Here is a 24897-nt window from a genome sequence, read left to right as displayed (position 1 = left end):
ACACAAGCGATACACACTGCCCCCGTAATCTGGTCACACCTTAACCAAGGAAACCAAGATTATGAAAACCACTTACGCAGGTATTGCAGCCACCCTCGCCATCGCCCTGTGCGCATCCGCCGCAGGCGCAGCTGAACCCAAGAAAGAAATGGAGAAATGCTACGGCGTCTCCAAAGCAGGCCAGAATGATTGCTCGGCCGGTCCGGGCAGCTCGTGCGCCGGCACCTCCAAAGTCGATTACCAGGGCGATGCCTGGACGCTGGTGGAAAAAGGCACCTGCACCAGCATCAAAACCCCTAAAGGCTACGGCTCGCTGAAGCCGGTGAAGCAATGAAGCGCGTCCTCGCAAGCGCAGTCGCGCTGGCCCTGGCCGCCACCGCCGCACACGCCGCCGGGCCTGCCGCGGCACCGGCACCGGCGCCGGCATCGACGGCAGCAAAGAACATCGTCATCGTGCCGGGCGCCTTCCTGGATGCCTCCAGCTGGCGCGTGGTGCACGACTCGCTGCGCCTGAAAGGCTTCAACGTGACCGTGGCCCACCTGCCGCACACGTCGCTCGATGACGATATCGCCATTGCGCGCAAAGCGATCTTCCAGCAGTTCGGCAACGTGGTGGTGGTGGGCAGCGGCATCGGCGGCACCGTCGTGTCCAACGTCGCCACCGGCGACAAGGTCAAGGCGCTGGTCTACGTGGCCGCGCTGATGCCGGAAGTCGGCGAGAACTCGCAACAGCTGCTGGCATCGATGCCCGGCGCCGGCGAAGGTGCGCGTCCCGACCGCGCCGGCTTCCTGTTCTACGACCGCGCGGCCTTCCACGCCGACCTGGCGGCCGACCTGACGCCGAACCGCGTCAACTTCATGGCCGCCGCCCAGGTCCCGGTCAGCAATGTGCTGATGGGCACCCCAAGCTGGTTCGCCATGTGGCGCCAGAAGCCCAGCTACGCCATCGTCGCCACCCAGGACCGGCTGCTGAACCCCGAGCTGCAGCGCTGGATGTACCAGCGTGCCGGCGCCAAAGTCACCGAGATCGCGGCAAGCCATGCAGTGCAAGTCTCGCAGCCGGAAGCGGTTGCGAAAGTCATCGAAGACGCTGCCAACAGCGTCCTTTAAACCCAAAGGAGAAATGCCATGACCATCACCACCAAATCGCGCGCCAGCCTGGCCGGCGCCGCCGCCCTGATCGCCCTCGCTTCCGCCGCCCTGTCGGCGCCCGCCTTCGCCGCCGAAAAGGCCAAGGAAGAGCCGGGCCGCTGCTACGGCATCAACACCTGCAAGGGCACCAGCCTGTGCGCCACCTCGAAGAACGACTGCAAGGGCCTGAACGAGTGCAAGGGCCACGGCGTGCTGGTGAAAACCCCGAGCGAGTGCAAGGCCCTGGGCGGCACCCTGACCGAGAAGAAGTAAGCCACTGACGGAGGCACACCATGCATGCACACAGCTTTGGCCTCGGCCTGCGCCGCGAGCACTACCGCGATTTCCTGGAAGGCGAAGTCGATGTCGATTTCGTCGAAGTGATCTCGGAGAACTTCATGGTCGCTGGCGGCCAGCCGCGCGATATCCTGCGCCGCGTGCGCCAGCGCTATCCGGTGGCGCTGCATGGTGTGTCGATGTCGCTCGGCTCCGCCGACGGCCTGCGCGCCGACTACCTGGCGCGCCTGCGCGCCCTGGTGGACGAAGTCGATCCGCTGTTCGTCTCCGACCACCTGAGCTGGTCGCGCACCGGCCGCTTCAACTCGCACGACCTGCTGCCGCTGCCCTACACGCAGGAGGCGCTCGACATCATCTGCAACAACATCGACCGCGCGCAGGAAGCGCTGGGGCGCACCATGCTGGTCGAGAACCCCTCCAGCTACCTGGTGTATGCCGAATCGAGCATGAGCGAATGGGAGTTCATCGCCGCCATGGCGCGCCGCACCGGCTGCGGCCTGCTGCTGGACGTGAACAATGTCTTTGTCAGCGCCAGCAACCACGGCTTCGACCCGCAGGACTTCCTGCGCGGCCTGCCGCTGGAGCGCGTGCGCCAGATCCACCTGGCCGGCCACAGCCAGGGCAACGGCCTGCTCATCGACACCCACGACAGCGCCGTGTGCGATGCGGTGTGGACGCTCTACGCGCAAACCATCGCCCGCTGCAGCAACGCCGCCACCATGATCGAGCGCGATGGCGACATCCCGCCGCTGGCCGACTTGCTGGCCGAACTCGATACAGCGCGCCGCCTGGCCGCGCACCGGGAGGCAGCATGAACCTGGCCGACACCCAGCGCACCTTCCACGCCATGCTGGCAGCCGACGCGCCCGCCGCAGCGCAACCCGAGGCGGCCGCGGGCAGCGCGGCCCGCACCGCGTTGGGCCAGGCTGTCTACCTGAACAACTACCGCGCCCAGCTGGTCGGCTGCCTGGAAGAGAGCTATCCCCTGCTGCGCGCCTTCATCGGCGAACCAGCCTTCCTGCACGCGGCCGCGGCGCACATCAGCGCCCACCCACCGCACGCCTGGACGCTGGACGCCTACGCCGACGGCTTCGGCGCCACCCTGGAAAGGCTCTTCCCCGACAATCCCGACCTGCACGAGCTGGCCTGGATCGAGCACGCCCTGGGCCAGGCCTTCATCGGCCCCGACGCCGCCCCGGTCGCAGCCGAAGCACTGGCCGCTGTCGACTGGGACCAGGCGCGCCTGCAGGCCACACCTACCATGCACCTGCGCGCCGCCAGCAGCAACGCAGCCGACCTCTGGTTCGCCCTGCGCGACGGCGCCCCCTGCGAGGGCGAGATGCTGCCGGCCCCCGGCGGCCTGCTCGTCTGGCGGCGCGGCTTCGTCGCCTGCCTGCGCGCACTGGACGCCGTTGAATACGCCGCGCTGGCGCATTTGCGGAACGACGGCAGCTTTGCCGGCCTGTGCGCCCTGCTGGTCGAACGCCTGGGCGAAGAACAAGGCATCGCCAGTGCCGGCGCCATGCTGGCCGACTGGCTAGGCAGTGAACTGATTACAGGAGTCGATCATGAATGAATCACGCCGCTTCTTCATGCTGGCGGCACTGACCGGTCTTGCCGGCGCCGCCAGCCTCGCATTCGCACCAGCCCTTGCGGATGCCGCGCTGCCCTTGCACAGCGCCACCGACGTCCTGCGCGCCGTCGCCAACGCACCCGGCTACCACGCTGCCGGCCCGGAAAGCGGGCGCCCCATCGTGCTCGCCCGCAGCCACGGCCAAAGCCTCGAACAGCACGCCGAAACTGCCGCTTTGCTTGCCGCCCAAGGCTTCCAGGTCCTGCTGCCGCATCTGCGTGACGCCGCACCGCAAACGCTAGGCCAGGACCTGATCGACTTCATCGACAAGCTCCACATGCCCGAAGCCGTCTTTGTCGGCACTGGCGACGCCGCCCATGCGGCCGAAGCCACCACGCAAATACGCCGCACTCGCGTAGTCGGGCTGGTCCTGGCCGGCCCTGGCGCGCGCCCCGCCGCCGACGCGGCCGCAGTCCCAACAATCGCCCTTCCCGCCGATGCCGCCGCCCAACAAATCGCCGACGCGGCAGCCACCCTGGCGCGCCAGGGCAAATGGCGCACCTGATCCACTGAAAAGGAGATACCTCATGAACACCCGCTACGCCCCGGCCAATGCCCCGGCCAATGCCCCAGCCACCGACCCCGCTGCCCTGCCCGCCCTCGCCGCGCGCCTGCTGCCCGCCTCGCTCCAACTCTTGGCCGCACGTCTCGCGGTGGCTGCCATCTTCTTTCTCTCCGGCCGCACCAAAGTAGAAGGCTGGTTCACGCTGAAAGAGTCAACGCTGCAGCTGTTCCAGTACGAATACATGCTGCCCCTGATCCCACCCGAGCTTGCCGCCCAGCTGGCCACGTTCGCCGAACACGCGCTGCCAATGCTCCTGGTCGCTGGCCTGTTCACCCGCACCGCAGCCCTGGGGCTGCTCGGCATGACCGCCGTCATCCAGCTTTTCGTCTATCCGCAAGCCTGGCCAACCCACCTCAGCTGGGCCGCCTTGCTGCTGCCGCTGATCGCCAATGGCGGCGGTACGATTAGTCTCGATCATTGGATCAAACGCCATCGCTGATCGAGATAGCGGTCTCAGGTGGAGCGGGTCATTGGCCGGCGGCCGCGCTCGGGCAATCGCCAACTTCCGGCGCTCTACCAGAGGTGCCGCGGCCATGGGACTATTTTTGGGCGCTGCTTCGACATATGGCCTACTGGATCTCAGATAAAACGGAAATACTCGAATATCAGATATATCGTGTATATCCGAATGTCAGATAATTTTGATGTGAAAGGCTGAAGTCGATGTCTTTGGACAACCCCAGCACCCGCAACCATGACATCTTGCCGCGGGATCGCGCAAAGCGCATCCGCTCTCCTAGGCTAATGACCTGCTTTAAGGCGTTGGGAAATGTCCGAAGGGTATCCTTGGTCACATAAGTCTCGCCCCCGGACGCCCAATCTTCGGCTTCCCGCGTCGACTTGAGTGTTTTGACTCGGGTTGGATAGCCCTTTCGGCGGCGAAAATGCAGCAAATACCCCCAGAATGACAAAGGGCTACAGCCTTAGAAGCTGTAGCCCTTTGATTTTATTGGTGCCGGCTGCAGGACTCGAACCCGCCACCTGATGATTACAAATCAACTGCTCTACCTGATGAGCTAAGCCGGCTGTAAAACTTTCGCCGCGATTATACGCTATTTAATGCGTGTCAGTGTAGGACGGCCGCCTTTCTTTGGCGGCTCGCCGCCATCGTCCGGACCATTGTCGTCGGTGCTGCGCGGGGCGGACGCGGTCGGCACCGATGCCAGGGTCGGCGCGGGCGCCGCCTCTTCCACCGGGGCCGGTGCTTTCGGCGCCGGCGCCTGGTCCAGCAGCGGCTCGAACGCCATGCCCTGGCCGTTTTCGTTGGCGTAGATCGCCATCACATTATTGACCGGGACGTAGATTTCGCGCGACACGCCGCCGAAGCGGGCGTGGAAGTGGATCGCGTCGTTATCCATCTTCAGGCCGGAGGTGGCGCCGAAGCTGATGTTCAGGACGATCTCACCTTTCTTGACGTATTCCATCGGCACCTGGGTCGCGCCATCGACTTTGACAGCCAGGTAGGGGGTATAGCCGCAGTCGGTGCACCATTCGTAAATGGCGCGCAGCATATAGGGCTTGGTGGAGATTTCTGCCATGTTCACAACTATAAGTTGCGGCGCGCCGCAAAGGCGCGCCGCAGGAGCCGCATTAACGGCGCATTACTTTCTCGGATGGAGTCAGCGCTTCGATGTAGGCCGGGCGCGAGAAGATGCGCTCGGCGTACTTCATCAGCGGCGCCGCGGTCTTCGACAGCTCGATGCCGTAGTGGTCCAGGCGCCACAGCAGCGGGGCCACGGCCACGTCCAGCATGGAGAACTCGTCGCCCAGCATGTACTTGTTCTTCAGGAACAGCGGCGCCAGCGTGGTCAGGCGGTCGCGGATTTCCGCGCGCGCCTTGTCGTGGCTCTTGTCGTTCGCCTTGTTGCGCTCGCTTTCCAGCGTGTGCACGTGCACGAACAGTTCCTTCTCGAAGTTGAACAGCATCAGGCGGGCACGGGCGCGCATCAGCGGGTCGGCCGGCATCAGCTGCGGGTGCGGGAAGCGCTCGTCGATGTACTCATTGATGATGTTCGACTCGTACAGGATCAGTTCACGCTCGACCAGGATCGGTACCTGGCCGTATGGGTTCATGGTCGAAATATCTTCCGGCTTGTTGAACAGGTCAACATCGCGCACTTCAAAGTCCATGCCTTTTTCAAACAGGACCAGGCGGCAGCGCTGGGAGAATGGGCACGTGGTGCCCGAATAGAGAACCATCATTTTCCTAGTTCCTTAGAAACAAAGGGGGCGAGACCGCGAACGGTTCACCCCAGTTGGGCCGCCGGCACAGTCCCGGCGGCGCAAACACGCGCCGGCGAACCGGCGCACGCGATTATTTGACTTCTTTCCAGTACGACGCGTTCAGGCGCCATGCCAGGGTCGCGAAGATAGTCATGAAGATCAGCACCCATACGCCCAGCTGCTTGCGCTTCTGGGCGGCTGGCTCGGCCATCCACTCCATGTAGCCGACGATGTCGGCCACGGCGGTGTCGTATTCCAGCTTGGTCATGCTGCCCTTGCTCACCTGCTCGAAGCCCGCGAATTTGTGGATCTTCTTGCTTGCGTCGTGCGGGTCAGCCACTTCTTCAAACTTGGCTGCCTTCACGCCTTCCAGGTCCCACAACACGTGTGGCATTGCCGCGTTCGGCAGCACCAGGTTGTTGAAACCGGTCGGACGGGTCTCGTCCTTGTAGAAGGTACGCAGGTAGGTGTACAGGTAGTCGGCGCCGGAGCCGTCCGGACCGGCTTTGGCGCGGGCGATCACGGACAGGTCGGGCGGCACGGTGCCGAACCAGGCCTTGGCATCCTTGGCCGGCATGGCGGTGGTCATCAGCTCGCCCACTTTTTCGCCGGTGAACAGCAGGTTGTTCTTGATCTGCTCTTCGGTCAGGCCCAGGTCGCGCAGGCGGTTGTAGCGCATGCTCGACGCATTGTGGCAGTTCAGGCAGTAGTTCACGAACAGCTTGGCGCCGTTTTGCAGGGCAGCCATATTGTGCGAACGGTCCGGTGCTTTGTCCAGTGGGTGGCCGCCGCCGCTGGCGAAGGCCAGCGCAGGTACCAGGGCCAGGAGGGCCAGCAGTTTCTTGGAAAAGATCATTATGTAGTCCTTTGCTTAGCGTTCTGCTTGGTCGATCAGTGCGGATGGAAAGTGACGCGGTCCGGCACTTTCTTGAACGTGCCCATGGTGCTCCACCATGGCATCAGCAGGAAGAACGCAAAGTAGTACAGGGTAGCCACTTGCGACACGATGGTGCCGACCGGGCTAGGCGCCTGCACGCCCAGGTAACCGAGGGTGACGAACGCGATCGCCAGGCCCAGGTACAGGTACTTGTGGCCTTGCGGACGGTAGCGGATCGATTTCACCGGCGAGTGGTCGAGCCATGGCAGGAAGGCCAGGATCACCACGGAACCGCCGAAGAACACCACGCCCCAGAACTTGGCGTCCAGCGCCCATGGGAACATGCCGATGATGGCCACCAGGGCGATCGCGGCGATGATGGACTTGGTCATGAAGGACAGCTTGGACTTGAGCCAGACGAACGACACGTAGGCCGCGGTGGCCGCCATCAGCACCCACATGAAGTCGGCGGTGGTGGCGCGCAGCACCGAGTAGAACGGCGTGAAGTACCAGGTCGGCGCGATGTGCGGCGGGGTCTTCAGCGAGTCACCTGGCAGGAAGTTGTTGTATTCCAGGAAGTAGCCGCCCATTTCCGGCGCGAAGAACACCACGGCCGAGAAGATGGTCAGGAACACCGACACGCCGAACAGGTCGTGCACGGTGTAGTACGGGTGCGACGGGATGGAATCGACCGGGTGGCCGTCCGGGCCCAGGTTTTCCTTCACTTCGATGCCGTCCGGGTTGGACGAACCGACTTCGTGCAGGGCGATCAGGTGCGCCGCCACCAGGCCCAGCAGGACCAGCGGGATGGCGATCACGTGGAAGGCGAAGAAGCGGTTCAGGGTGGCGTCGGACACCACGTAGTCACCACGGATCCACAGCGACAGGTCAGGGCCGATCAGCGGGATGGCGCCGAACAGGTTGACGATCACCTGCGCGCCCCAGTACGACATCTGGCCCCATGGCAGCAGGTAGCCGAAGAACGCTTCGGCCATCAGGCACAGGAAGATGGCGAAACCGAACAGCCAGATCAGCTCGCGCGGCTTGCGGTAGGAACCGTACATCAGGCCGCGGGTCATGTGCAGGTAGACGATGATGAAGAAGGCCGAAGCGCCGGTCGAGTGCATGTAACGCACCAGCCAGCCCCATGGCACTTCGCGCATGATGTATTCGACCGAGGCGAACGCCAGGTTGGCGTCCGGCTTGTAGTGCATGGTCAGGAAGATGCCGGTGACGATCTGCAGCACCAGCACCAGCATGGCCAGCGAGCCGAAGATGTACCAGAAGTTGAAGTTTTTCGGGGCGTAGTATTTACCCCATTGGTCGTTCCACAGTTTGGTCAGCGGGAAGCGGTCGTCGACCCAGCCCAGTGCCTTTTGTGCGGCCGGTGCATCGGCCGGGAATTTGGTTTCCTTGAAAGCGCCCATGGATTATGCCTCGCCTTTCTCGTCTTTACCGATAACCAGCTTGGAGTCGCCCAGGTACATGTGGCGCGGCACTTCCAGGTTGTCCGGGGCCGGCTTGTTCTTGAACACGCGGCCGGCCATGTCGAAGGTGGAACCGTGGCATGGGCACAGGAAGCCGCCGGCCCAGTCGTCCGGCAGCGACGGCTGGGCGCCGGTCTGGAACTTGGAGGAAGGCGAGCAACCCAGGTGCGAGCAAATGCCCACGGCGACCAGGATTTCAGGTTTGATGGAGCGGTACTGATTGCGGGCGTATTCCGGCGTCAGCATGTCCGGGGTACGCTCGGATTTGGGGTCGGCCACGGCGCCTTCGGTCTTCTTCAGCGACTCGACCATATCGGGCGTACGCTTCAGGATCCAGACTGGCTTGCCGCGCCATTCGACGGTTTTCATTTCGCCCGGCTGCAGCGTGGAGATATCCACTTCAACCGGTGCGCCGGCGGCTTTCGCGCGCTCGGAGGGCTGGAACGTGCTTACCAGGGCGCCAGTGGCGCCCAAACCGACCACACCACCCGCCGCACACGTGGCGACGAGCAGCCCGCGACGGCTGGAATCGACCTGCTTTTCGTTACTCATACTAACCCCAATCAGTCAAAAATCTGAAATCTTTATTAGACAGTTAACAAAGCTTCTAGCAACCTTAAATTATAAAGGAGTGAAGACACGAATTAAAGCAAAACCTTGCAATGCGCCAAGCCGTCCCCACTTTGCGGCCCCTTGCGTGTTCCATATTTTTCCCGCAAAGTTGATGCAAATCCATGAACTTTTTCGGAGAATATGTTATGGCGATGTTGCAAGAATTTAAAGAATTTGCCATGAAAGGCAATGTGATCGACCTGGCGGTCGGTGTCATCATTGGTGCCGCCTTCGGCAAGATTGTCGATTCGCTGGTGGCCGATGTCATCATGCCGCCGATCGGTATGTTGCTTGGCGGCCTCGATTTCGCCAATTATTACCTGCCCCTGAATGGCCAGGCCGCCAATCTGAGCCTGGCGGAAGCGAAAAAGCTGGGCGCGGTATTGGCTTACGGCAATTTCTTTACCATTTTGCTCAATTTCATCATTCTGGCCTTCGTCATATTCCAGATGGTGCGCCTGGTGGCCAAATTGCGGCGCGATGAGGCCCCGGCAGCGGCCCCGGCCGAACCGGCACCGCCGTCGGAAGATATCGTGCTGCTGCGCGAAATTCGCGATTCTTTGCGAAAATAGGAGTTAACCTCCTTTTTGTAGCACAGCAGCCATGCGAAAACTCTGGTTATTGTTTGCACAAACGGTGACCATCGCATTGGCACTGTACTTTGTCTATACGGCGGTGCAGCGGCCCGGCCCCGCCGCCGTGGGCGCGCCGCCCGCCCTGCGCGGGGCGGCGCTGGCCGATGCCAGCCTGCCGCCCTCGCCCGGCTCTTACCGCGTGGCGGCCGGCCGCGCCATGCCGGCCGTGGTCAACATCCTCACCACCAAGGCGGTGCGCAAGCGCCACCCGCTGGCGCGCGACCCGTTCTTCAAGCGCTTCTTCGAACGGGAAGAGGAGGACGACCAGAACAGCCTGGGCTCGGGCGTCATCGTCAGCACCCAGGGTTATATCCTGACCAATTACCACGTGGTGGAAGCGGCCGAGGAAATCCAGGTGGTGCTGCCGGACGGGCGCAAGGCGCCCGCCACCCTGGTCGGCACCGACCCGGAAACCGACCTGGCCGTAATCCGCATCACCCTCGACAAGCTGCCCGCCGTGACCCTGGGCCAGGTGGAGCAGGCCAAGGTGGGCGACGTGGTGCTGGCCATCGGCAACCCCTTCGGCGTGGGGCAGACGGTCACCATGGGCATCATTTCCGCCCTGGGCCGCAACAACCTGCACATCAACCACTTCGAGAACTTCATCCAGACCGACGCCGCCATCAATTTCGGCAACTCGGGCGGCGCCCTGATCGACACCCAGGGCAACCTGCTCGGCATTAACTCGGCCATCTACTCGCAGACCGGCGGCTCGGTCGGCATCGGCTTCGCCATCCCGGTCAGTACCGCGCGCACCGTGCTGGAAGCCATCATCAAGGACGGCCACGTGGTGCGCGGCTGGATCGGCGTCGAATCGCAGGAAATCACGCCGGAGCTGGCCAACAGCTTCGGCCTGCAGCGCGACTCGGGCGCCATCATCGCCGGCGTGGTGCGCAACGGCCCGGCCGACAAGGCCGGCATGCGCCCCGGCGACATCCTGCTGTCGGTGGACGGCAAGCCGGTGAAAGACACCAATGAAATGCTGAACCTGATCGCCCAGCTGACGCCGGGCGGCCAGGCCACCATGCGCATCCTGCGCAAGAGCCGCGAAAGCGATCTCCAACTCACGGTGGGCAAACGCCCCCTCGCCAAGAAATAACCATGCACCTGCGCGACCTGACCCGCTACCTGAGCGAACTGTCCGACAACAACAACCGCCCCTGGTTCGTCATGAACAAGCCGCGCTACGACATCCTGCGCGAAGAATTCCTGGAGCTGGTGACCCAGGTCATCGCCGAACTGGGCAAGTTCGATGCCCAGGTCAAGTTCTGCAACCCGAAGAAGGCCATGTTCCGCATCAACCGCGACGTGCGCTTCGCCCACGACAAGAGCCCCTACAAGACCCACTTCTCGGCCGCCATCGCGCCCAACGACATGCGCCGCCCGAGCATGGCGGGCGGCCCGACCTGGTACTTCCAGGTCAGCCCGGACGGGGTGCTGGGCATCGGCGCCGGCGAATACCTGCCGCCGCCGCACCGCCTGAAGGCGCTGCGCAACCATATGGTCAACGACGCGGCCGGCTTCCGCAAGGCGCTCAACAACAAGGCGCTCAAGGCGCGCTACGGCTCCATCACCGAGGAGCACAAGCTGCAGCGTCCGCCCAAGGGCTTCGATGCGGGGCATGAGCACATCGAATTCATCAAGCTGAAAAGCTTCTTCGTCTACCAGGAAGTCAAACTGCCGCTCAACAAGCCGGAACAGCTGCTGCCGCTGATCGCCGACGCCTTCAAGGATGCCTGGCCGCTGGTGCAGTGGATGCGTTCGGCCCCGGTCGAGGATACGGAGGCCGCATGAGCACCCACCGCATCGCCGTCATCGCCGGCGACGGCATCGGCAAGGAGGTGATGCCGGAGGGCTTGCGCACGCTGCACGCCGCCGCCGCGCGTTTCGGCCTGCCGCTCGAATTCACCACCTTCGAGTGGGCCAACTGCGACTACTACATGCAGCACGGCCAGATGATGCCGCCCGACTGGTTCGACCAGCTGAAGGGCTTCGATGCGATCTACTTCGGCGCGGTAGGCTGGCCGGACGCGGTGCCCGACCATATTTCGCTATGGGGCTCGCTGCTCAAGTTCCGGCGCGAGTTCGACCAGTACGTCAACCTGCGCCCGGTGCGCCTGATGCCGGGTGTGCCCTGCCCGCTGGCCGGCAAGCAGCCGGGCGATATCGACTTCTACGTGGTGCGCGAGAATACGGAAGGCGAATACTCGGCCGTCGGCGGCCGCCTGTTCGAAAACACCGAGCGCGAAACCGTGCTGCAGGAAGCCGTGTTCACGCGCAAAGGCGTGGACCGCATCCTGCAGTTCGCCTTCGAGCTGGCGCAGTCGCGCCCGAAAAAGCACCTGACCTCCGCCACCAAGTCGAACGGCATCGCCATCAGCATGCCCTACTGGGACGAGCGGGTGAAGGCGATGGCGGCGCACTATCCGGACGTGCGCTGGGACCAGTACCACGTCGACATCCTGGCGGCGCGCTTCGTGCTGAGCCCAGAGCGTTTCGATGTGGTCGTCGCCTCCAACCTGTTCGGCGACATCCTGAGCGACCTGGGGCCGGCCTGCGCCGGCACCATCGGCATCGCCCCTTCAGCCAACCTGAACCCGGAGCGCACCCTGCCCTCCCTGTTCGAGCCGGTGCACGGCTCAGCGCCCGACATCTACGGCAAAAACATCGCCAACCCGGTGGCCATGATCTGGTCAGGTGCCATGATGCTCGACTTCCTCGGCAACGGCGACGCCCGCTACACCCAGGCGCACGACGCCATCATGCGCGCCATCGAGACCGTGCTGGTGCAGGGTCCGCGCACGCCCGACATGGGCGGCAGCGCCTCCACCAGCGAGATGGGCAGCGCCATCGCCGCCCTGGTTTAAGCCGCCACGCGCGCCTTGACGGCTGCCAGGTAACGCTCGCTGACGGCAACGCGGTCGCCGCAGCGCAGCAGCAGCTGGCTGCCGCCCTCGCCATCCTTCTCCAGCCGCGCGATCTCGCGGCAGCGCACCAGGGCGCTGCGATGCACGCGCAGGAACTGGGCCGGGTCCAGGTGCTGCTCCAGGCGGCGCAGCGGCACCCGGTGCAGCACGCGGCGCTGCGCCAGCCTCAGCTCGACATAATTGCCGGCCGCTTCAATCCACAGCACTTCCTCCACCTGCACGCACTCGATGCGACCGACCGAACGCACATTGAGCTGCTGCAGGTAGGCCGGCGCCGGGGCGGAAAAGGCGCGCAAGGCGCGGCCGTACGCTGCGCGCTGGCGTTGCTCCAGCATGGCGGCGGCGCGTGCCAGCGCTTGCGCCAGGCGCTGGTCGTCGAATGGCTTGAGCAGGTAGTCCAGCGCATGCACCTCGAAGGCTTCGATCGCGTGCGCATTGTAGGCGGTGGCAAACACCACCAGCGGCGGCGCCTCCAGCGCGGCCAGTTCGCGCGCCAGCGCCAGGCCGCTGTCGCCCGGCATCTGGATATCGAGGAACAGCACGTCGATTTCCTGCGCGGCCAGCACGCGGCGCGCGGCCGCCGCGCTGGCGCACTCCGCCGCCACTTCCCAGCCGCCATGCGCGGCCAGGCCGTAGCGCAGGTTGATGCGGCCCGGCTCCTCGTCGTCCACGATCAGGGCGCGGATCTTCACGCGGCGCGCTCCAGCGGCAGGCGGATGTCGGCGGTGAAGCGCCCGTTCTCGCGCACGGTGTGCAGCGAGGCGGCCGGCCCGCAGGCCAGGCGCAGGCGCGCCGCCGTATTGCGCAGCCCCAGGCCCAGGCCGGGATTGGGCGCCACCTCGCGCACGGCGTTGCTGATGCGGATATGCAGCTGCTCGCCCTGCTGCGCGAAAGCGAGATGGATATCGCCGGCGCCGTCGTGGCAATCGAGGTCGTGGCGCAGGGCGTTCTCCACCAGCGGCTGCAGCAGCAGCGGCGGGCAATCGGCCGCCAGCACCGCGCCCTGGTCGCCCTCGAAGCGCACCTGCAGCCGCGTGCCATAACGCATGCCTTGCAGCGCCAGGTAGTCGCGCACAAATTGCAGCTCCTCCTCCAGCGCCACCCAGTCGCGCGTGCTGGCCGCCAGCGCATAGCGCAGCAGGCCGCTCAGGCGGCTGATGCCGGTCAGGGCCAGCGCCTTGTCGTCCATCCGCACCAGCGCGCTGATCGCGTTCAAGGCGTTGAAGATGAAATGCGGTTCCAGCTGGCCGCGCAGCGCGGCCAGGCGCTGCTGTTCCAGTTGCAGCTGCAAGGTCAGGAAATCCCTCTCGCGCGCGCGCTGCTGCTGCCACAGGCGCAAACCGACCACGGTGACGTAGGTGAACGTGGTCCAGGCCAGCTCCAGGAAGGCGCTGAACAGGCCGAACTTGCCCTGCAGCGCGACGAACAGCAATTCCAGCGGCAGGAACAGCAGCAGCACCAGCAGGTAGACGACGCCGATGCTGCGCGGCCGGGCCAGCGCCTGCGGCCAGCGCTGCAAGGCCAGGTAGAGCGCGGCGGTAAACACCATCATCAGCGCATGGACCGCCAGCCAGCTGCCCAGCAGCGCCGGATAGGATGGGTTGCCGCCCTGTTGCAAGGCCGAGCCGTAGGACGAAAGCGCGCCGATCACGCAGATCGCGCTCCAGACGGCGACGCTGGCCGCCAGCGTTGGGAAAAAGCGTGCAGTTCTCATGCCGCGCAGTATACCGGCGCGCGGCACCCCGTCCGGCGCCGCCCGTCACGCGGGCGGCCCATTTCGTCACACGGCAGCGGCGCCGCGGCGGCGACCTGCCTACACTACGCAGCCATGAAAACCATGACCCTGCTGCTGCTCGGCGCCAGCACTGCCTTCGCCGCCGAACCCGCCCCACCCCAAGTGGAAATCCGTGCCTCCGCCCTCGCCCTGCGCCGCGACGATACCGCCGGCAAGCTGGTGCTGGGGCGCGAGGAAGTGCTGCGCTTTGGCGACGGCAGCCTGGGCGCCAGCCTGCAGCGCCTGCCCGGCTTGTCCATGAATGGCAGCGAAGTACGCATGCGCGGCCTGGGCGCCGGCTACACCCAGGTCCTGCTCAATGGCGACCCGGCGCCGCCCGGTTTTGCCATCGACACCCTGTCGCCGGAAATGGTGGAGCGCATCGAGATCATGCGCAGTCCCGGCGCCGACAGCAGCGCCCAGGCCATTGCCGGCAGCATCAATATTGTGCTGCGCCGGGTGCCGCAGCGCGCCCAGCGCAACTTCAAGGGCGCCGTCGAACGGCGGCAGGGCGCGGCCAACCCGTCGGCGGTGCTGCAATGGGACAGCCGTGGCGCCGAGCTGGCGTATGGCCTGGCCGCCACGGCCGAACACAGCAAGCGCGTGGACCACCTGCACATCGAAGACCATTCCAGCGCAGCAGTGCGCCTGTTCGACGCCAGCTTGCCCGCCACGGCCACGCGGGCGACGCTGGCGCCGCGCCTGGGCTGGACGCCGCGCCCCGGCACCAGCCTGTCCTGGAGCGCGCTGTACGAGGACAGCCGCATGGACAGCACGGGCAGCCAGCACGAAACAACGCTGGCCGGACCGAGCACCCGCTCGCCGCTCGCCTTCACCAGCTACGCGGCGCGCTCCCATTCCCTGCGCAGTGAACTCGGCTGGTCCAGCCCCGTCGGCGAAGCGGGCCGGCTGGCGCTCAAGGCCGGCTATTCCGCCAACACGCGCGACAGCGACTACCTGTTCCGCGGCTTTGACCGGGCGCTGGCGCCGCAGCTGGTGCGCAGCGTGGCGGCGGCGGCTACCGACCGCACCGCCAGCAGCAGCGGCAAGTACACGGCGCCGCTGGGCGAGCACCACCGCATCGCCGTCGGCTGGGACGCCGCCGCCCTGCGGCGTGCCGAATCGCGCCTGCAACAGGATGCGGCGCCCCATGCCTTCCTGCTGGACCAGGCGTATACGGCCCAGGTGCGGCGCCTGGCGCTGTACGCCCAGGACGAGTTCGAGCCCGGCACGGAACTGCAGGCGTACTTCGGGCTACGCTGGGAGGGCTGGCGCACCGACGTGGCGGCACGCGGCGCGGCCGGGAGCGGCCAGCACAGCGCGGTGTGGAGCCCGGTGCTGCAAGGCTTGTGGAAGCTGCCCGGCCAGCGCCAGGTCCGGCTGGCGCTGTCGCGCACCTACAAGGCGCCGCCGCCGCGCGATCTCGTCCCGCGCCGCTACACGATCAATAACGACAACAATGCCGCCAATCCCGATGTGGAAGGCAACCCGGCCCTCCAGCCGGAGCTGGCCTGGGGCCTGGACAGCAGTTTCGAGGCCGCGCTGGCCGGCGACGGCACATTCAGCGTCACGGGCTACGCCCGCCGCATCGACAACGTCACGCTCAACCGCCTGTTCGAAGACGGCGGCGCCTGGGTCGCAAGCCCGTTCAATGCCGGCCGCGCCGCCACCTGGGGCCTCGAGTTCGACCTGCGCCGCCCGCTCGGCCCCAGCCTGGACCTGCGCGCCAGCCTTGGCCGCAACTGGTCGCGCGTCGACGCCCTGCCGCGCCCCGCCAACCGCCTGGCCAGCCAGGCGCCGCTCACCGCCAACCTGGCCTTCGACTGGCGCGCCGGTGCGGCCTGGAGCAGCGGCCTCAGTTTCAATTACCAGGGCGGCGCCCGCGCCCGCAGCAGCGCGCTGGTACTGGGCGAGCGCGCCCCGACCCGCCAGCTTGATGTGTACCTGCTATGGAAGCCGGGCGGCGGCGCGCAATGGCGGCTTGCAATCGCGAATGCGCTGGCCGGCGAGACGCGGCGCATCGACCACTACGGCGCCGGCGGGCGGCGCAGCAGCAGCGAGAGCACGGCGCGCGCGCTGCGCCTGCAGCTGGAACTGCCGATTTGATGCGTCGCACCGGGATTCCTGCATTTCAGGTCGCGTTTTTTGCATTTCGTCGCAAGCCGATAGTGCTTGACGCCGCACATCTCTATAGTTCAACCATCGAAAGACGAAATGAACTTAACCCAACCGAATGGAGAGCAAAATGAACATCGCCAAAAACATGGAATTCATCTTCCTTGCTGCAGTCGCCCTGGTCGGCGCCACCGGCTTCGCCACCGCCGCCGCCCCGCTGAAAGCGAGCGCCCCCGCCGCCGTGGTCGCCAAAGCCGACGTGGCCGCAATGCCAGTGGTGACGGTCAAAGCCAAACGCCTGACCGCCGCTGAAAAAGCTGCACTGTAAATCGCACCACCTTATCCTTTCACGGAGCCCCAACATGAAAAAGTTCTTCACCGCCTCGCTGATCACCGCGGCCCTGCTGGCCACCGGCGGCGCCGCCCGCGCGGACGAGATCATTACCGAAGCACGCACTGTTGACGGCCGCGCTGTGAAAGTTGTACTGGACGGGATTGTGGACCTGAAGCTGAAGCAAGGCGCGCCAGCGCTGGTGGTCTCGGGCGACAAGCGCTATATCCAGAAAATTACCGTCACGCAGAATGGCGACACCATCCGCATCGGTACCGAGAATATGCGCGGCATCCACATGGGAAGCCGCAACCTGAAAGCAGAGCTGACCTTGCCCCAGCTGCGCGAACTGGTGTCGGCCGGCGTCGGTTCGGCCGAGGTGCGGGGATTCGACGGCGACGAAGTGCGCCTCTCCCTGGAAGGCGCCGGCTCCGTGAACATGGCCTCGCGCTTCAAGAAAGTCGATGCGCGCCTGACCGGCGTGGGCAGCATGTCGGTCAGCGAGACCCAGGCCGACACCGTGGACCTGAACCTGAAAGGCGCGGGCCAGATTTCGATCTCGGGCCAGAGCAAGAACCTGTACGCCAAGCTGGGCGGCATCGGCAGCCTCGATGCGAAGCAGCTGCACAGCGAGAACGTGGACGCCGATATGACCGGCCTGGGCAGCGCCTCGTTCAACGCGAAAACCTCCGCCAACCTGCGCCTGAGCGGCATGGGTTCGGCCACGGTCTACGGCAAGCCGGCCAACCGCCAGTCGACGGCGCGCGGCCTGGGCAGCGTGTCCTGGAACTGATGTAACGATTTCCCACCAACTCGTGAATTGTTTCACGGTGCTTGCCGCCTGCCCCACGCAGGCGGTTTTTTTATTCCCGCGCCGCCTGGCGCCATGTCCTTGCCGAGCACGATGCGCAGTTGCGGCTCGCCCTGGCCGCGCACTTCCACCCGCGTTTCCTGCACATTGAAGGGCAGCGTATTGCTCAGCCGTACCACCTGCATGCCGCCGGCCCGCAGCCGGCGCGCCATGTCGGCCGCCATGCCGCGCACGCCGTTGCCGTTGCTGACCTCCAGCCGCAGGGCGCCCGCCGCGCCGCGTGCCGGCACGCGCGCCACCTCCACCAGGCCGGCGCTGACCTGGCGCACTTCCACGCGCGCCAGGTCGGCGGGCCACAGATCGGCGGCCGGCGCAGCCGGCGTTGCTGCCGGTGCGGGCGCCGGCGCCAGCTCGCGCAGCGTGCGCGCATGGCGCATGGCTTCCAGCGCGCGGGCGCTGTCGCCGGTCGCCTCCAGCAGCGCCGCCAGGCGCTCCCAGGCCAGCGCATTGCCCGGCTCCAGCAGGCAGGCGCGCTCCAGCGCCGCCTGCGCCGGCAACAGGCGCCCGTCCAGGTAGTAGGCGTAGCCCAGGTTGCCCAGCAAGCCGGCCGAGGGCTGGCCGCCGGCGGCCTGCGCCTCCAGCAGCGCGATCACTTCTGCATAGCGGCCCTGCTCCGCCAGCGCCTGCAGCGCCGGCGCGCGCGGCGCGCTGGGCATGGGATGCGGCGGCGGTGGCGCGGCCACCGGCCAGCTGCACGCGGCCAGCGCGGCAGCGCAGGCCAGCACCATCGTCTTACGCATACGGCCTCCTAACGCCCGGCATGCACCGCGGGCTTGAGCACAGTCTTGAGCTGGATGGACGCCGGACCGAGCAGCACGATCATCAGCGCCGGGAAAATACAGAAGATCAGCGGGAACAGCAGCTTGAGCGCCACCTTGGCCGCCGCCTCCTGCGCCACCACGGCGCGCTTGCGGCGCAGGTTATCGGCATGCACGCGCAGCGAATCGCCCATGCTGGTGCCGAAACGCTCGGCCTGCACCAGCATGGCCACCAGCGCGTCGACATCCTCCACCCCGCTGCGCAGGGCGAAATTGCGCAAGGCGCGCTCCTTGGAGAAGCCGCCGCGCATCTCCATCAGCACCAGCTGCAGCTCCTGCGCCAGCGCCAGGCTCTTGATGTGGATTTCGCCGGCCACCTTGCCCAGGGCGCGCTCCATGCTCAGGCCGGCCTCGACGCAGATGGTCAGCAGGTCCAGCGCATCGGGCAGGCATTCGAAGATGTCGCGCTGGCGGCGCTGCGCGCGGCGCGCCAGCACGCCGTTCGGCAGGTAGTAGCCAAGCGCGGCGCTCGCGCACAACAGCAGCAGCAACTGGTTGCTGCGCCCCGCCACGAGCGCCAGCAAGGCCGGCAGGCCCAGGGCCAGCACGGTCTTGGCGGCGAAGTACAGGCGCGGCGCCAGGGGGTGGCGCCAGCCGGCGTTCATGAAGCGCGTGCGCAGGGCGGAACGCTCCCAGCCTTCTTCCGGCAGCGACAGGCGGCTGAACGGCTCCGCCACGCGCGCCACTTTTTCAATCCACTCGCCCTGGCCCGCCAGCGGCGCGCCCGGCGCCGCGGCGGTGAACGACTTCAGGCGCTCGCGCAAAGGACCGCTGGACAGCGCCAGCATGGCCCACATGGCCAGGCTGGCCACCACCAGGAAGACCAGCAGCAGGACCACGATGTCGGCGCCGCTCATGCGCGCACCTTGACGATGCGGCGCATCCAGAACGCGCCCAGCACGATGGCGCCGGCGCCGTACCACAGCAGGCGCTGGCCGGCCGGGTCCTGCCACAGCACCGCGCTGTAGCGGGCATTGGTCACCTGCATGGCGGCCAGCATGGCCAGCGGCATCAGGGTCAGGATCCAGGCCGACATGCGGCCTTCGGCCGACAGCACGCGCACCTGGGCCAGCAGCTGCAGGCGGGCGCGCGTCATGCGCGACACATTGTCCAGCAGCTCGGCCAGGTTGCCGCCCGATTCGCGCTGGATCAGCACGGCGATCACCAGGTAGCGCAAATCGGTCAGCGGCACCCGCCCCGCCAGGTTGTGCAGGGCGTCGTGCATGGTCACGCCGTAATTGACTTCCTCATAGGTGGCGCGGAACTCGGCGCCCAGCGGCTCGGCCACCTCGTCGCCCGCCATCTGCATCACATTGGCGAACGAGTGGCCGGCGCGCAGCGCGCGCGCCAGGAAGTCGGCCATTTCCGGCAGCTGCTCCTCGATGCGGCGGATGCGCGCGGCGCGCGCGCGCAGCAGCATGGCCAGCGGCGCGGCGCAGCACAGCCCGGCCGCCACGCTGGCCGCCGCCGCCGGCAGGCGCAGCATGGCCGGCAGCAGCCAGGCAGCCAGCAGGGCCAGGCCCTGCACCAGCAGGAAGCGCTCCACCTGCCAGCGCAGGCCGGCCTGCAGCAGCAGCCGGTCCAGCAGCGCCATGTGCGGCACGCGCCGCAGCAGGCGGTCCAGCGCCGGCGCCGCCGCATAGCGGCGCTCCTTGAGGATGCTGATGCTGGCGCCCGCGCTGTCGGTGCGGCCCGACATCAGGCGCAGGCGGCGCGCAATGCGGCGCGCGCCGTGGCCGTGGTTGCTGCCCCACCACAGCCAGGCCCCTTCGCACAGGCAGATCACGGCCGCGAACAGCAGCACGGCAAAAGCGCTCCAGGCGACATCCAGTTCCATGCCGGCCTCCCTATTCGTAGACCCGGCCCGGGTCGAACAGGCTGTCCGCCACCGGCACCCCGAACATGCGCAGCCGCTCGGCAAAGCGCGGCCGCACGCCGGTCGCGTAGTAGTGGCCCAGCACCCGGCCCTGCGGATCGACGCCGGTCTGCTCGAAGTGGAAGATTTCGTGCATGGCCACGGTGTCGCCCTCCATGCCGGTCACCTCCTGCAGGCTGACCAGCTTGCGCGTGCCGTCGGTCAGGCGCGACAGCTGCATCACCACCGAGATCGCCGAGCAGATCTGCTGGCGCGCCGTGCGCGCCGTCAGGTTGGCGCCGGCCATGCCGACCATGCTCTCCAGGCGCGACAGCGCGTCGCGCGGCGAGTTGGCGTGGATGGTGGCGAACGAACCTTCATGGCCGGTGTTCATGGCCTGCAGCATGTCGATCGCTTCCGCCCCGCGCACCTCGCCCAGGATGATGCGGTCGGGCCGCATGCGCAGCGCGTTGCGCACCAGGGCGCGCTGCGTCACCTCGCCCTTGCCTTCCACGTTCGGCAGGCGGGTTTCCAGGCGCACCACATGCGGCTGGCGCAGCTGCAGTTCGGCCGCGTCCTCGATGGTGACGATGCGCTCGCTGGCCGGGATGAAGCCGGACAGCACGTTCAGCAGTGTGGTCTTGCCGCTGCCGGTGCCGCCCGAGATCAGGATGTTCAGGCGCGCCTGGCCCAGCGCCTTCAGCACTTCCGCCATGGGCGGCGTCAGGCTCTTGAACTCGAGCAGCTTGTCCATCGACAGCGGCTGCGCGGCGAAGCGGCGGATCGACAGGATCGGCCCGTCCACCGCCAGCGGCGGGATGATGGCGTTGACGCGCGAGCCGTCCGGCAGGCGCGCGTCCACCATCGGGCTCGATTCGTCCACGCGCCGCCCGACGCGCGAGACGATCTTTTCGATGATCTTCATCAGGTGCGCATTGTCGTGGAAGGTGATGCCGGTCAGCTCCAGGCGCCCGGTGCGCTCGACGTACACCTGGGCGTGGGTGTTGACCAGGATGTCCGACACGCCGGGGTCGGCCAGCAGCGGCTCGAGCGGGCCGAAGCCCAGCATCTCATGCTGGATGTCGAGCACCAGCTTGTGCCGCTCGCCCTGGTTCAGCGCAATGCGTTCGTCGTCGACGATGCGCGCCACCAGCAGCGCCAGTTCATGCTTGAACTGCTCCGGCGTCAGGCGCTTCAGGCGCTCCAGGTCGATGCGCTCCAGGATCATCTGGTGCATCGACTTCTTCAGCTCCTGGTAGGCACCGTCGGCCAGCGCCGGCGCGCTGGCGCCGGCATGCTCTTCCCTGGCCAGGGCCAGGCTTTCGCGCAAACTCATGGCAAGCTCCTTTCAATGCTCGGTTTCGGCGCGCCCGAACAGGCGGTCGAACAGGCCTTTGCTTTCCGGCAGGCGGCGCTCGGTGACCGCCTCCACCAGTTCGGCCAGGCTGCGCGCCACCGGGCTGCTGCGCGCCAGCTGCAGCAGCGGCACGCCCTGGTTGACCGAATCGGTGGCGGCCAGGTAGTCGTTGGGCACGGTGTGCAGCACGTCGACCCCGAGCGCCTGCTCCAGGTCGGCCAGGCGCAGCTTGCCGCCCTTCTCGTACCGGTTGACGATCAGGCGCGTGCGCTCGGCCGGGTATCCGAGCGAGCGGAAGATGTCGAGCAGGCGGCGGCCGTCGCGGATGTCGGGCAGCGCCAGCTGCAGCACCGGGTAGATCACGTCCGACTGGTCCAGCGCGCGCAGCGACAGCGCATCGATCTGGCGCCCCACGTCCAGCAGCACGTAGTCGTAGTGCTGGCGCGCCACGCGCAGGATGGCGTCGATATGGTCCGGCTTCATCTGCACCGCCAGGGCCGGGTCGTCGGCCGCCGCCAGCACGCCGAAGCCGGGCGCCACGTGCACCAGGCACGATTCGAGGAAGGCGGCGTCCAGGCGCCCGATCTGGCTGCAGATGTCGGACAGGGTCATGGCCGGCTTCTGGTCCGACACATACAGCGTGGCGTCGCCGAACTGGCCGTGCAGGTCGAGCAGCAGCACCTTGCGCCCGGCCAGCGCCGCCAGCGCATAGCCGAAATTGGTGGCGAGGAAGGTGGCGCCGCTGCCGCCCTTGCACGAGATGAAGGCCAGCGCCTTGCCCTCGCGCATGGCGGTGACGCCGCGCTCGATCTCGATCCGGTCCAGCGCCTCGTGCAGCGCGCGGTGCACCAGCGGCAGCGGCAGCACTTCGCGCATGCCGACCCGCATGGCGCGGATCAGCAGCTCGTGCTGCGGCGCGCGCGTCAGCAGGATGAAGGAGGCGTCCGGGTAGTGGCGCGCCAGCGGCTCCAGCAGCTCGGCCTGCGCCGGCTCCACCGTGCTGGCGTCGAACAGCACCAGTTCCGGCGGCTGCGGCAGCAGGCGCTCGAGCGCGTCGCGCAGGTCGCGCCGCGTGGCAGACAACTGCAGTACCGGCAGGCGCGCCGACCCTTGCGCCGCCACCTCGGCCTGCAATTGCTCATCATGGCTGATCAACAGTGCTTTCATGCGACCTCCTTTGCTTGCTGGGTTCAGGGGCACGGTGCCTGGCCCGGCACATAGCCCAGCGATTCAGCCGGCGCCAGCGTGCTGGCCAGCGGCAGGCTGTCCGGCACCGGGATGCCCGGCACCAGCGGCTGGTACGCCAGCGGCGGGCAGCCGGGGCCGCTGCCGCACAAGCGCACGCGCACGAAGCGGATGCAGCTGGCGCCTTGCGCCTCGCGGGCGCAGTTGATGCGGTTGGCCAGCGGGCAGGCCGGCAGCAGCGGCAATGGCTGCAGGTTGCCGGCGGCATCCATCCACAGGTAGTCGATGCGGATATTGGCGCTGCCGACCTGCGGCGCCAGCGGCAGCGCATCCTGGTCGCCGCGCAGCAGCGCGCGCAGGCGCAGCTGCTGCATGGCGGCCGCATCGCTGAAATCGGTCAGCGCGGCGGCGCGCGCGGCGCGCCGGCTCACTTCCTGCACCGCATTGCGCAGGAACATCAGGCGGCCGTACTCGATCAGCGCCAGCAGCAGCAACAGCAGCAGCGGCAGGGCCAGGCCGAATTCGACCAGGGTGGCGCCGCGCTGGCGGGCACGTTCATTTGCCACGGCTGGCCTCCGCCTGCGCGCGCAGTTCCAGGGTGCCGCTGCCGAACCAGTCGTCGCGGTACTGCAGCACGGCGATCACCGTCATCGATGCCAGCGGATTGCTGGACGTGACCATGGCGCAGGTGTCGGCGCCGCACAGGTAGCTGGTCTGCAGGTCCAGCACCTGCAGGCCCGAGTCCTGCAGCACCTGCTCCAGCATGGCCTGGGCATTGGCCAGCACCACGCCGCGCCGCGCGCTGTCGCGCAATTCCTCCGGCGGCAGCGCGGCCAGGTAGCGCGCCGCGTCGGCGGCCGCGCGGTCCAGCACCGCGCCCTCCATCGCCAGCCGGCCGTAGTTCAGGCAGGCCATCAGCATCATGCTGCAGGCCACCAGCACGGCCGCCAGCTCGATCATGGCCGCGCCGCGGCTGGTGCGGCGCTTCATTGCAGCAGCTCCACGTCGGTGCCGAGGGCCGTGAGGTCGGCCGCCCCCAGGATGCCGGCAAATTCGGCCGGCACCACCGTGGCCGTGGCGCGCGCGGTCAGCAGGAAGCGCGCCACCGCCAGCACCGACCCGGTGACCTGGGTGCCGGCCGCGATCGGGCACGCCAGCAGCGGCACGTGCAGCAGGCGGCGCTCCTTGCGGCCCAGCGCGCCCAGCGGCGCCGTGCCGTAGGTCGCCAGGTGGTACGGCCCGCTGGTCGGCCAGCCCGGCGCGCCCAGCGCCGGGCTGGCCGGATACAGCGTGCTCCACTTGCTGCTCAGGATAGGCGCCATGGCCGGCGTGCGCGCCGGCCCATACGCCCACAACGCGCCGTACTGGCCGGGCGCCACCGCCGGCAATGGCGGCGCACCGTCGGCCACGCTGGCCAGCGGCTTGCCGGCGGCCGGGGTGCTGGAACTGGCCGCCGCTTGCGGCGGCGCATAGTTCATCCAGCTCGCGCCACTGCCGACGTATTCGCGCACATTGCTGTCGGGCGGCGCCGAATAGCTGTCGCAGGCCGCGCCGGCGGCGCCGAAGCGCGCGTTCAGCTCCTGCCACAGGCCGAAACCGCTGGCACTGATGCGGCGCAGGTTGAGCGCGCCGCTCAGCGTGGTGTACGCCAGCTTGCCGCTGCACATGAACGGCGCCACATTGGCGTTGTCGGTACTGGCCGCCACGGCCACGCTGCCGGGCGGGCTGGCCGGGTCGACCAGGAAGAACTCGCCGCTGGCGGCGCCGGCGGCCGGGTTCAGCGCCAGCAGGTTGTAGCCGACGCCGAGGCGCAGGCCGTACTGCACGATCTCGTCGACGCCGCCGCCATTGGCGCGCGTGGCCTGCGCCACGCTGCTGGGGGCGCAGATGGCCAGCGGCAGCACGCGGAGCGCGTTCGGGCCGGCCACCGCCGACACGTCCAGCGCGGTGGCGGCGCTGCCGCCCAGCAGGCGGCCGAAGGGGCTGGACAGCACGGTATAGGCGGCCCCCAGCGCCGCCATGTCGACGCGCGCATAGCGCAGGCCGAGCGGCGCCAGCTGCGCCGCGTCGTACGACAGCCAGGGGCCGTGGGGGGGGGGGGGGGGGGGGGCGGCCCCCCCCCCGCCCCCCCACCGGGCGGCGCCCCCCCCGCCGCCCCGGGCCCGCCCCCCGGGGGGGGGGGCGCCCGGGGGGGGGGGGTCGCG

29 protein-coding genes and 1 tRNA gene are annotated in these 24897 nt (G+C 67.4%); 14 read left to right on the top strand and 16 right to left on the bottom strand.

Annotated elements, in window-relative coordinates; all coding sequences use genetic code 11:
* The first annotated feature begins 61 nt into the window (after positions 1–61).
* Genes ACE3TQ_RS20300 through ACE3TQ_RS20270 form a run of 7 tightly spaced genes read left to right on the top strand, consistent with a single transcriptional unit; the run spans position 62 to position 4065 of the window.
* The gene (locus ACE3TQ_RS20300; protein WP_374584372.1) at positions 62–334 is read left to right on the top strand and encodes a DUF2282 domain-containing protein; all 273 of its coding nucleotides are present in this window, start codon (positions 62–64) and stop codon (positions 332–334) included.
* The gene (locus ACE3TQ_RS20295) at positions 331–1110 is read left to right on the top strand and encodes an alpha/beta fold hydrolase (protein ID WP_374584370.1); all 780 of its coding nucleotides are present in this window, start codon (positions 331–333) and stop codon (positions 1108–1110) included. The genes ACE3TQ_RS20300 and ACE3TQ_RS20295 overlap by 4 nt, the downstream gene beginning before the upstream one ends.
* Positions 1111–1128: 18 nt before the next feature.
* Complete coding sequence (locus ACE3TQ_RS20290; RefSeq protein ID WP_374584368.1) at positions 1129–1404, top strand: hypothetical protein; 276 nt, start codon at positions 1129–1131, stop codon at positions 1402–1404.
* 20 nt (positions 1405–1424) lie between these two features.
* Positions 1425–2243 carry a DUF692 domain-containing protein gene (locus ACE3TQ_RS20285; RefSeq protein ID WP_374584366.1) on the top strand — a complete coding sequence of 273 codons (819 nt, stop codon included), beginning with the start codon at positions 1425–1427 and terminating at the stop codon, positions 2241–2243.
* The gene (locus ACE3TQ_RS20280) at positions 2240–3004 is read left to right on the top strand and encodes a putative DNA-binding domain-containing protein (protein ID WP_374584364.1); all 765 of its coding nucleotides are present in this window, start codon (positions 2240–2242) and stop codon (positions 3002–3004) included. The genes ACE3TQ_RS20285 and ACE3TQ_RS20280 overlap by 4 nt, the downstream gene beginning before the upstream one ends.
* Positions 2997–3566 carry an alpha/beta fold hydrolase gene (locus tag ACE3TQ_RS20275; protein ID WP_374584362.1) on the top strand — a complete coding sequence of 190 codons (570 nt, stop codon included), beginning with the start codon at positions 2997–2999 and terminating at the stop codon, positions 3564–3566. Before ACE3TQ_RS20280 ends, ACE3TQ_RS20275 begins: the two co-directional genes overlap by 8 nt.
* Positions 3567–3588: 22 nt before the next feature.
* The gene (locus ACE3TQ_RS20270; RefSeq protein WP_374584360.1) at positions 3589–4065 is read left to right on the top strand and encodes a DoxX family protein; all 477 of its coding nucleotides are present in this window, start codon (positions 3589–3591) and stop codon (positions 4063–4065) included.
* Positions 4066–4576: 511 nt separating this feature from the next.
* Here ACE3TQ_RS20270 and ACE3TQ_RS20265 read toward each other — a convergent pair.
* The 6 genes from ACE3TQ_RS20265 to petA form a co-directional block, all read right to left on the bottom strand.
* Positions 4577–4652 (bottom strand) — tRNA-Thr (locus ACE3TQ_RS20265).
* Between the two features lie 26 nt (positions 4653–4678).
* Positions 4679–5164 carry a ClpXP protease specificity-enhancing factor gene (locus tag ACE3TQ_RS20260; RefSeq protein WP_374584359.1) on the bottom strand — a complete coding sequence of 162 codons (486 nt, stop codon included), beginning with the start codon at positions 5162–5164 and terminating at the stop codon, positions 4679–4681.
* A gap of 52 nt (positions 5165–5216) precedes the next feature.
* Positions 5217–5828 (bottom strand): glutathione S-transferase N-terminal domain-containing protein, encoded by a 612-nt coding sequence (locus ACE3TQ_RS20255; protein WP_130316072.1) that lies wholly within the window; start codon positions 5826–5828, stop codon positions 5217–5219.
* Positions 5829–5940: 112 nt separating this feature from the next.
* The gene (locus ACE3TQ_RS20250) at positions 5941–6705 is read right to left on the bottom strand and encodes a cytochrome c1 (RefSeq protein WP_374584356.1); all 765 of its coding nucleotides are present in this window, start codon (positions 6703–6705) and stop codon (positions 5941–5943) included.
* A 35-nt stretch (positions 6706–6740) separates the two neighbouring features.
* Positions 6741–8153: a cytochrome bc complex cytochrome b subunit gene (locus ACE3TQ_RS20245; protein WP_374584354.1), complete on the bottom strand. Its 1413-nt coding sequence runs from the start codon at positions 8151–8153 to the stop codon at positions 6741–6743.
* Positions 8154–8156: 3 nt separating this feature from the next.
* Positions 8157–8765, bottom strand: coding sequence for a ubiquinol-cytochrome c reductase iron-sulfur subunit (gene petA / locus ACE3TQ_RS20240; RefSeq protein ID WP_374584352.1), 609 nt, complete (start codon positions 8763–8765; stop codon positions 8157–8159).
* A gap of 206 nt (positions 8766–8971) precedes the next feature.
* On the opposite strand from petA, the gene mscL reads away from it, so the two are divergent.
* The 4 genes from mscL to ACE3TQ_RS20220 are packed head-to-tail and all read left to right on the top strand — an operon-like array spanning position 8972 to position 12327.
* Complete coding sequence (gene mscL / locus ACE3TQ_RS20235; protein WP_374584350.1) at positions 8972–9397, top strand: large conductance mechanosensitive channel protein MscL; 426 nt, start codon at positions 8972–8974, stop codon at positions 9395–9397.
* A 31-nt stretch (positions 9398–9428) separates the two neighbouring features.
* Positions 9429–10559 carry a trypsin-like peptidase domain-containing protein gene (locus tag ACE3TQ_RS20230; RefSeq protein WP_374584348.1) on the top strand — a complete coding sequence of 377 codons (1131 nt, stop codon included), beginning with the start codon at positions 9429–9431 and terminating at the stop codon, positions 10557–10559.
* 2 nt (positions 10560–10561) lie between these two features.
* On the top strand, positions 10562–11254 hold the full coding sequence (locus ACE3TQ_RS20225; protein WP_374584346.1) for a DUF2461 domain-containing protein: 693 nt from the start codon (positions 10562–10564) through the stop codon (positions 11252–11254).
* A complete protein-coding gene (locus ACE3TQ_RS20220) occupies positions 11251–12327 on the top strand; it encodes a tartrate dehydrogenase (protein WP_374584344.1) in 1077 nt (358 codons plus the stop codon). Before ACE3TQ_RS20225 ends, ACE3TQ_RS20220 begins: the two co-directional genes overlap by 4 nt.
* Here the strand turns inward: ACE3TQ_RS20220 and ACE3TQ_RS20215 are convergent.
* Entirely contained in the window at positions 12324–13079 is a 756-nt protein-coding gene (locus ACE3TQ_RS20215; protein WP_374584342.1) for a LytR/AlgR family response regulator transcription factor, read from the bottom strand. The two genes, ACE3TQ_RS20220 and ACE3TQ_RS20215, sit on opposite strands and share 4 nt — an antisense overlap.
* Positions 13076–14101 (bottom strand): sensor histidine kinase, encoded by a 1026-nt coding sequence (locus ACE3TQ_RS20210; protein ID WP_374584340.1) that lies wholly within the window; start codon positions 14099–14101, stop codon positions 13076–13078. The genes ACE3TQ_RS20215 and ACE3TQ_RS20210 overlap by 4 nt, the downstream gene beginning before the upstream one ends.
* A gap of 114 nt (positions 14102–14215) precedes the next feature.
* On the opposite strand from ACE3TQ_RS20210, the gene ACE3TQ_RS20205 reads away from it, so the two are divergent.
* The 3 genes from ACE3TQ_RS20205 (at position 14216) to ACE3TQ_RS20195 (ending at position 17400) form a co-directional block, all read left to right on the top strand.
* Positions 14216–16267 (top strand): TonB-dependent receptor plug domain-containing protein, encoded by a 2052-nt coding sequence (locus ACE3TQ_RS20205; protein ID WP_374584338.1) that lies wholly within the window; start codon positions 14216–14218, stop codon positions 16265–16267.
* A gap of 139 nt (positions 16268–16406) precedes the next feature.
* The gene (locus ACE3TQ_RS20200; protein ID WP_374584336.1) at positions 16407–16604 is read left to right on the top strand and encodes a hypothetical protein; all 198 of its coding nucleotides are present in this window, start codon (positions 16407–16409) and stop codon (positions 16602–16604) included.
* 34 nt (positions 16605–16638) lie between these two features.
* Positions 16639–17400 (top strand): GIN domain-containing protein, encoded by a 762-nt coding sequence (locus ACE3TQ_RS20195; protein ID WP_374584334.1) that lies wholly within the window; start codon positions 16639–16641, stop codon positions 17398–17400.
* A 32-nt stretch (positions 17401–17432) separates the two neighbouring features.
* Here ACE3TQ_RS20195 and ACE3TQ_RS20190 read toward each other — a convergent pair whose 3' ends face one another.
* The 8 genes from ACE3TQ_RS20190 to ACE3TQ_RS20155 are packed head-to-tail and all read right to left on the bottom strand — an operon-like array spanning position 17433 to position 24714.
* Positions 17433–18218, bottom strand: a complete 786-nt coding sequence (locus ACE3TQ_RS20190) for a LytR C-terminal domain-containing protein (protein WP_374584332.1) — start codon at positions 18216–18218, stop codon at positions 17433–17435.
* An 8-nt stretch (positions 18219–18226) separates the two neighbouring features.
* A complete protein-coding gene (locus ACE3TQ_RS20185; RefSeq protein ID WP_374584330.1) occupies positions 18227–19153 on the bottom strand; it encodes a type II secretion system F family protein in 927 nt (308 codons plus the stop codon).
* The gene (locus tag ACE3TQ_RS20180; RefSeq protein ID WP_374584328.1) at positions 19150–20133 is read right to left on the bottom strand and encodes a type II secretion system F family protein; all 984 of its coding nucleotides are present in this window, start codon (positions 20131–20133) and stop codon (positions 19150–19152) included. Before ACE3TQ_RS20180 ends, ACE3TQ_RS20185 begins: the two co-directional genes overlap by 4 nt.
* A 10-nt stretch (positions 20134–20143) precedes the next feature.
* Entirely contained in the window at positions 20144–21487 is a 1344-nt protein-coding gene (locus tag ACE3TQ_RS20175; RefSeq protein ID WP_374584326.1) for a CpaF family protein, read from the bottom strand.
* A 12-nt stretch (positions 21488–21499) separates the two neighbouring features.
* A complete protein-coding gene (locus tag ACE3TQ_RS20170) occupies positions 21500–22675 on the bottom strand; it encodes a CpaE family protein (protein ID WP_374584324.1) in 1176 nt (391 codons plus the stop codon).
* 23 nt (positions 22676–22698) lie between these two features.
* Positions 22699–23259 carry a TadE/TadG family type IV pilus assembly protein gene (locus ACE3TQ_RS20165; protein ID WP_374584322.1) on the bottom strand — a complete coding sequence of 187 codons (561 nt, stop codon included), beginning with the start codon at positions 23257–23259 and terminating at the stop codon, positions 22699–22701.
* Positions 23249–23683, bottom strand: a complete 435-nt coding sequence (locus tag ACE3TQ_RS20160; protein WP_374584320.1) for a hypothetical protein — start codon at positions 23681–23683, stop codon at positions 23249–23251. Before ACE3TQ_RS20160 ends, ACE3TQ_RS20165 begins: the two co-directional genes overlap by 11 nt.
* Positions 23680–24714: a hypothetical protein gene (locus ACE3TQ_RS20155; RefSeq protein WP_374584318.1), complete on the bottom strand. Its 1035-nt coding sequence runs from the start codon at positions 24712–24714 to the stop codon at positions 23680–23682. The genes ACE3TQ_RS20160 and ACE3TQ_RS20155 overlap by 4 nt, the downstream gene beginning before the upstream one ends.
* Positions 24715–24897 lie beyond the last annotated feature (183 nt).

Origin of the sequence: Pseudoduganella sp., from assembly GCF_041914865.1 — a bacterium.
Lineage (GTDB): Bacteria > Pseudomonadota > Gammaproteobacteria > Burkholderiales > Burkholderiaceae_D > Rugamonas.
The sequence above is the reverse complement of the archived record's forward strand: the minus strand, read 5'-3'. Positions and strand labels throughout refer to the sequence as shown.